Source organism: Microtetraspora niveoalba, from assembly GCF_001570405.1.
Taxonomy (GTDB): domain Bacteria; phylum Actinomycetota; class Actinomycetes; order Streptosporangiales; family Streptosporangiaceae; genus Microtetraspora; species Microtetraspora niveoalba.
This window is the reverse complement of record NZ_BBYM01000019.1, coordinates 323178-329596: the sequence shown is the minus strand read 5'-3', so window position 1 is coordinate 329596 and position 6419 is coordinate 323178. Positions and strand designations below refer to the sequence as shown.

The 6419-nt window shown below is 71.6% G+C and carries 6 protein-coding genes; all 6 read left to right on the top strand.

Annotated elements, in window-relative coordinates; all coding sequences use genetic code 11:
* A partial coding sequence (gene infB, locus AWQ70_RS20780) for a translation initiation factor IF-2 (protein WP_157530206.1) occupies positions 1 to 2232 on the top strand: 2232 nt, incomplete at its 5' end.
* Positions 2233 to 2302: 70 nt separating this feature from the next.
* The gene (locus AWQ70_RS20775) at positions 2303 to 2602 is read left to right on the top strand and encodes a DUF503 domain-containing protein (protein WP_067132874.1); all 300 of its coding nucleotides are present in this window, start codon (positions 2303 to 2305) and stop codon (positions 2600 to 2602) included.
* A 53-nt stretch (positions 2603 to 2655) separates the two neighbouring features.
* A complete protein-coding gene (rbfA, locus tag AWQ70_RS20770; protein WP_067178633.1) occupies positions 2656 to 3141 on the top strand; it encodes a 30S ribosome-binding factor RbfA in 486 nt (161 codons plus the stop codon).
* A gap of 31 nt (positions 3142 to 3172) precedes the next feature.
* Positions 3173 to 4192, top strand: coding sequence for a DHH family phosphoesterase (locus tag AWQ70_RS20765; RefSeq protein WP_067178632.1), 1020 nt, complete (start codon positions 3173 to 3175; stop codon positions 4190 to 4192).
* Positions 4193 to 4319: 127 nt separating this feature from the next.
* Positions 4320 to 5219 (top strand): tRNA pseudouridine(55) synthase TruB, encoded by a 900-nt coding sequence (gene truB / locus AWQ70_RS20760; RefSeq protein ID WP_067178631.1) that lies wholly within the window; start codon positions 4320 to 4322, stop codon positions 5217 to 5219.
* A 66-nt stretch (positions 5220 to 5285) separates the two neighbouring features.
* Positions 5286 to 6260 (top strand): bifunctional riboflavin kinase/FAD synthetase, encoded by a 975-nt coding sequence (locus AWQ70_RS20755; RefSeq protein WP_373282352.1) that lies wholly within the window; start codon positions 5286 to 5288, stop codon positions 6258 to 6260.
* The last annotated feature ends 159 nt before the right edge of the window (positions 6261 to 6419 follow it).

Below are 6419 nucleotides of genomic sequence, written 5' to 3'. Positions count from 1 at the left end.
CGTCCGGGTCCCGGCGCCGGTGGCCCGCGTCCCGGTGGTCCGCGTCCGAACCCGATGATGATGCCGCAGGGCCGTCCGGCGGCGCCGGGTGGCGGTGCGGGTCGTCCCGGTGGCGGCGGTGCCGGTCGTCCCGGTGGCGGCGGTGGCCGTCCCGGTGGCGGCGGTGCCGGTCGTCCCGGTGGCGGCTTCGGCGGCGCCCGTACGGGCACCGGCGGTCGTCCCGGTGTGGGCGGCGGTCCGGGCGGTGGCGGCGGCGGTTTCGCCGGTCGTCCCGGTGGTGGCGGCGGCCGTGGCCGCGGCGGCGGCACGGCGGGCGCCTTCGGTCGTCCCGGTGGCCGTCCGACCCGTGGTCGCAAGTCGAAGCGGCAGAGGCGCCAGGAGTTCGACAACATGTCGGCTCCGTCGATCGGCGGCGTCCAGGCTCCGCGTGGCGGCGGGCAGACGATCCGTCTGCCGCGTGGCGCGTCCCTGTCCGACTTCGCCGACCGGATCGGCGCGAACCCCGCGTCGCTGGTGCAGATCATGCTGCACCTCGGCGAGATGGTGACCGCGACCCAGTCGGTCAACGAGGAGACGCTGCAGCTTCTCGGCGCCGAGCTGGACTACGTCATCCAGGTCGTCAGCCCGGAGGAGGAGGACCGCGAGCTTCTCGAGTCCTTCAAGATCGAGTTCGGTGAGGACGAGGGCGACGAGGCCGACCTCGCGCCGCGTCCGCCGGTCGTGACCGTCATGGGCCACGTCGACCACGGTAAGACGAAGACGCTCGACGCGATCCGGCACACCAACGTGGTCGCGCGCGAGGCGGGTGGCATCACCCAGCACATCGGCGCGTACCAGGTGGCCACCGAGCACGAGGGTGAGACCCGCAAGATCACCTTCATCGACACCCCCGGTCACGAGGCGTTCACCGCCATGCGTGCCCGTGGTGCCCAGGCGACCGACATCGCGGTGCTCGTCGTCGCCGCGGACGACGGCGTCAAGCCGCAGACGATCGAGGCGCTGAACCACGCGCAGGCGGCGGACGTGCCGATCGTGGTCGCGGTCAACAAGGTCGACAAGGAGGGTGCGGACCCGACCAAGGTCCGGGCCCAGCTCACCGAGTACGGTCTGGTGGCCGAGGAGTACGGCGGTTCCACGCTGTTCGTGGACATCTCCGCCAAGCAGGGCCTCGGCATCGACAAGCTGCTCGAGGCGATCCTGCTGACCGCCGACGCCGAGCTCGACCTGCGGGCGAACCCCGACATGGACGCCCAGGGCCTGGCCATCGAGGCGCACCTCGACAAGGGCCGCGGTCCGGTGGCGACCGTGCTGGTGCAGCGCGGCACCCTCCGGGTGGGCGACTCCATCGTCTGTGGCGAGGCGTTCGGACGCGTCCGGGCCATGCTGGACGACAACGGCGAGACGGTCGACGAGGCCGACCCGTCGCGTCCGGTCCTGGTGCTCGGTCTGACCGCCGTCCCGCGCGCGGGCGACAACTTCATCGTCGTCTCCGACGACCGGATGGCGCGGCAGATCGCCCAGCAGCGGGCGGCCCGTCAGCGCATCGCCGACATGGCGAAGTCCGGCCGCCGGCGCACCCTCGAGGAACTGTTCAAGGACCTCGAGAAGGGCCAGGTCGACGAGCTCAAGCTCATCATCAAGGGTGACGTCTCCGGTTCGGTGGAAGCCCTCGAGGATGCGCTGCTCAAGATCGACGTCGGCGAAGAGGTCAACCTCCGGGTTCTGCACCGCGCCGTCGGTGCGATCACCGAGTACGACGTCAACCTGGCGATGGCCGACGACAACGCCGTCATCATCGGCTTCAACGTGCGTCCCGAGGTCCGGGCGCGCGACCTGGCCGAGCGCGAGGGCGTCGACATCCGGTACTACTCGGTCATCTACCAGGCGATCGAGGAGATCGAGGCGGCCCTCAAGGGCATGCTCAAGCCGGAGTTCGAAGAGGTCAGGACGGGTACCGCCGAGGTCCGCGAGGTCTTCAAGGTTCCCAAGATCGGCAACATCGCCGGTGCTCTGGTCCGCTCGGGCACGATCACCCGCAACAGCAAGGCACGGCTCATCCGCGACGGTGTCGTGGTGGCCGACAACCTCACCGTCTCGTCGCTGCGCCGCTTCAAGGACGACGCGACCGAGGTCCGCGAGGGCTTCGAGTGCGGTATCGGTGTCGGCTACAACGACATCAAGATCGACGACGTCGTCGAGACGTTCGAGATGCAGGAGAAGCCGCGCGTGTGACGTCTGACGCCGCCGTCCCCGCCCAGTGCGGGGGCGGCGGCGCAGCCGTCCGTTCCGCGGTGAGAAATCGATGTACATCGGTGCTCTGACGTTGGACATCCTGCTCGGCGACGTTCGTTCGCTGAAGCAGAAACGTTCCGTGATCCGCCCCCTCGTCGCCGAGGTGCAACGGCGGTTTCCCGGGGTGGCCGTGGCCGAGACCGGCCATCTCGACCTGCATCGCCGTGCCGAGATCGGAGTGGCCGTTGTGTCGGCCTCCGCGGCCAACTGCGGCGAGGTGCTCGACGCCTGCGAGCGGCTCGTCGCCTTCCGCCCCGAGATCGAGCTGCTGTCCGCGCGGCAGCGGCTCTTCAACGACGACGAAGAATAGACGGCCGTGCCCCGAGCGCGGCCGTACCCGAACGGATAAGGGGGAGCGCGGCCATGGACGCAGCGCGCGCCAGGAAGCTGGCGGACCGCATTCGGCAGGTGGTCGCCGAAATGCTGGAGCGACGGATCAAGGATCCGCGCCTCGGCTTCGTGACGGTGACCGACGCCCGGATCACGGCCGACCTCGGCGACGCCACGGTCTACTACACCGTTTTCGGTTCCGAGGTGGACCGGGCCGGCACCGCCGCCGCGCTGGAGAGCGCCAAGGGCATCATCCGCTCGGAGGTGGGCCGGCAGACCGGTCTGCGGCACACTCCCACGCTCACGTTCGTGCACGACCCGCTGCCCGACAGCGCCCGCCACATGGACGACCTGTTCGCGGTGGCCAGGGCCAAGGACGCCGAGATCGCCAAGCGGGCCGAGGGCGCGACGTACGCCGGGGAGGCCGACCCGTACCGCTTGGAGGAGGCCTACGACGGCGAGACGGGCGGCGTGGAGGATGACGAGGAGCCCAAACGCCCCGGCCGCGGGGAAATGTGACCGGGACACGGCACGGAAGGCGACACCGGACGTGACACGGGAGGCGCCGCCTCCGGCGGGGGCCCTTCCGGCACCCTCGGAGCGGGACTGGGCGCGGGCGGTCGAGCTGATCGCCTCCGCGGACCGGGTCGCGCTGGCCTGCCACGTGTCGCCGGACGGTGACGCGCTCGGATCCATGCTCGGCTTCGGCCTCGCCCTCAGCAGGGCGGGGAAGGCGGTGGTCGCGTCTTTCGGCGACCGCCGCTTCGCCGTGCCGAGGCTGTTGCGCTTCCTGCCCGGGCAGGAGCTGCTGGTCGATCCGTCGGACTATCCGGCGGAGCCTCCGTTGATGGTGACGCTCGATGCGTCCACCGTGGAGCGGCTGGGCCTGCTCGCACCGCACGCCGGTCGCGCCGGAGAGCTGGTCGTGGTCGACCACCATGCGTCGAACACCGGGTTCGGGTCCCTGCACCTGGTCGATCCCGCCGCCGCGGCCACGTCCGTCCTGGTCGAGGAGCTCGTCCGGCGGCTTGGGCTCGCGGTCGACGTGGACGTGGCGACCTGCCTGTACACCGCCCTCGTGACCGACACGGGCTCGTTCAAGTACTCCACCACGCCGCAGGTCCATGCGCTGGCCGCCCGGCTGATCGCGGCCGGATTGCGGCCCGACGAGATCGCTCGGGAACTGTGGGACGGCGCGCCCTTCGGCTATCTCACGGTCCTCGGCGCCGCCGCCGGCCGGGCCACGCTCGAACCCGCCGCCGCCGGCGGGCACGGCCTGATCTGGACGTACGTGACGCGGGCGGACCGGGCCGCCGCGGGCCTGCCGTACGACGAGGTGGAGGGCGTGATCGACGTCGTCCGCCGGGTCGAGGAGGCGGACGTCGCGGTGGTGCTCAAGGAGGACGACACGGGCGCCTGGAACGTCTCCACGCGGTCCAAGGGGGCCGTGGACGTGGCGCGCGCCTGTTCGGCCCTCGGCGGTGGAGGGCATCCGCGCGCCGCGGGTTTCTCCGCCCGCGAGTCGCCGCCGGACATCATGGCGGCCCTGCGCCCCCTGCTCTCGCCCTGATCACGAGACTTGACCACAGCTTCGACCACGAGCCTTGATCATGAGCCTTGATCATGAGCCCTGACCGGGCGTCCTGATCGGGCGTACCATCCACCTTCCCAACCGTCTCCGCGGAGGATCCACCGTCATGCCCACGGCCAAGGCCAGGCGAACCCCGCCACCGAGCGGCCTCATCATCGTCGACAAGCCCGCGGAGTGGACCTCGCACGACGTGGTCGGCAAGATGCGCGGCATCGCCGGCACCCGCAAGGTCGGCCACGCGGGGACGCTCGACCCGATGGCGACCGGCGTGCTGGTGGTCGGCGTCGAGAAGGCGACCCGCCTGCTCGGCCACCTCGCCCTCACCGAGAAGGTGTACGAGGCCACGATCCGGCTGGGCGTGAGCACCAACACCGACGACGCGGAGGGCGAGGTCGTGGCGACCGCCGCGGCGGGGCACGTGGCCGACGAGGACGTCCGCAAGGGCGTCGAGGCGCTCACCGGCGAGATCGCCCAGATCCCGCCCCAGGTGAGCGCGATCAAGGTGAACGGGCAGCGCGCCTACAAGCTGGCCCGCGCGGGCGAGGAGGTCGAGCTGGCCGCCCGCCCCGTCACCGTGTACGGCTTCGAGGTGACCGCGATCCGCCGCGAGGGCGACGTCGTGGACGTGGACGCCGTCGTCACCTGCTCGAGCGGCACCTACATCCGGGCGCTCGCCCGCGACCTCGGGAACGGGCTCGGCGTCGGCGGGCACCTCACCCGGCTGCGCCGCACACGCGTCGGGCCGTACACGATCGAGGCGGCCCGCACGATCGAGCAGCTCGCGGGGGAGTGCGTGATCCTGCCCATGGCGGACGCGGTCGCGGCGGCCTTCCCCCGCAGGGACGTCACCGAGGAGGAGGCCCGCCTGGTCGCGCACGGAGGCCGGCTGCCCGCCGCCGGGCTCGGCTCCGGGCCGATCGGCGTCTTCGCCCCCGACGGCACGCTCCTCGCGCTCGTCGAGGAACGGGGACGTACCGCCCGGCCGCTGGCCGTCTTCGTCCCGTGAGAGGTGGATCGGCGGGGGTTGGTTCCCGGGCAGGCGTCCGGGCATGGCAGTCTTGTCTACTGCCGGATGGCGTGTGAAGGAATCGAGGTCGAGGTGCAGGGCTGGCACGGACTGGACGACGTGCCCGAGGACTGGGGCAGATCCGTCGTCACGATCGGCGTGTTCGACGGAGTGCATCGCGGTCACCAGCAGATGGTGGCGCGTGCGGTGGACATGGCCGCGAGTCTCGGACTTCCCGCGGTCGCCGTAACCTTCGACCCCCATCCCGACGAGGTGGTCCGCCCCGGGAGTCACCCACCGCAGCTCACCGACACGCGCCGCCGCGTCGAGCTGCTGGCCTCGCTGGGCGTCGACGCGGTGTGCGTGCTGCCGTTCACGGTGGAGTTCTCCCGCATGTCGCCGGACGAGTTCGTGCAGACGGCGCTGGTCGACCGGCTGCACGCGGCCGGCGTGGTCGTGGGGGAGAACTTCCGCTTCGGTCACAAAGCGTCCGGTGATCTCGACACGCTGCGCACGCTCGGCGAGAAGTACGACTTCGTCGTGGAGGGCGTGCCGCTGCTGAGCGACGGCGAGGCGATCTCGTCCACCCGCATCCGGGCGCACCTCGCCGACGGCGACGTCGAGGCCGCCGCCGCCGAGCTGGGCCGCCCGCACCGGGTCGAGGGGGTGGTCGTGCGCGGCCACCAGCGGGGCAGGGCGCTCGGCTTCCCCACCGCGAACGTCGAGTCGCCCCAGCACACGGCGATCCCGGCCGACGGCGTCTACGCCGGATACCTGCGGTGCACCGACTCGCCGTCGCGCTACGAGGGGCAGCTCTGGCCCGCCGCGATCTCGATCGGCACCAATCCCACGTTCGAGAACGTCACCCGGACCGTCGAGGCGTACGCGCTGGACCGGGACGACCTCGACCTGTACGGGATGCACGTGGCGGTCGACTTCACCACGCGGCTCCGCGACAACCTCAAGTTCGACTCGATCGACGCGCTGATCGAGCAGATGCACGCCGACGTGGACGAGGCCCGGCGGCTGACCGGCGGCTGACGGGCGGCCGCCCGCGGGCGCACTCCCGGGGGATCGGCCCGTCCTGGGCCCTGGTATGCGATGGTAGCCTTGCATGTCGGCCATCGTCCGGGTACGCCCGCGGCGTGGCCGGACTCTCACGGCGACTGTAGGCACGCACGGTCGTTCGCGGGTTGGAGA

Coding starts and splice junctions, on each gene's coding strand:
- AWQ70_RS20755 (WP_373282352.1), top strand. CDS start 5,286: ATGGCGTGTGAAGGAATCGAGGTCGAGGTGCAGGGCTGGCACGGACTG.
- truB (WP_067178631.1), top strand. CDS start 4,320: ATGCCCACGGCCAAGGCCAGGCGAACCCCGCCACCGAGCGGCCTCATC.
- rbfA (WP_067178633.1), top strand. CDS start 2,656: ATGGACGCAGCGCGCGCCAGGAAGCTGGCGGACCGCATTCGGCAGGTG.
- AWQ70_RS20775 (WP_067132874.1), top strand. CDS start 2,303: ATGTACATCGGTGCTCTGACGTTGGACATCCTGCTCGGCGACGTTCGT.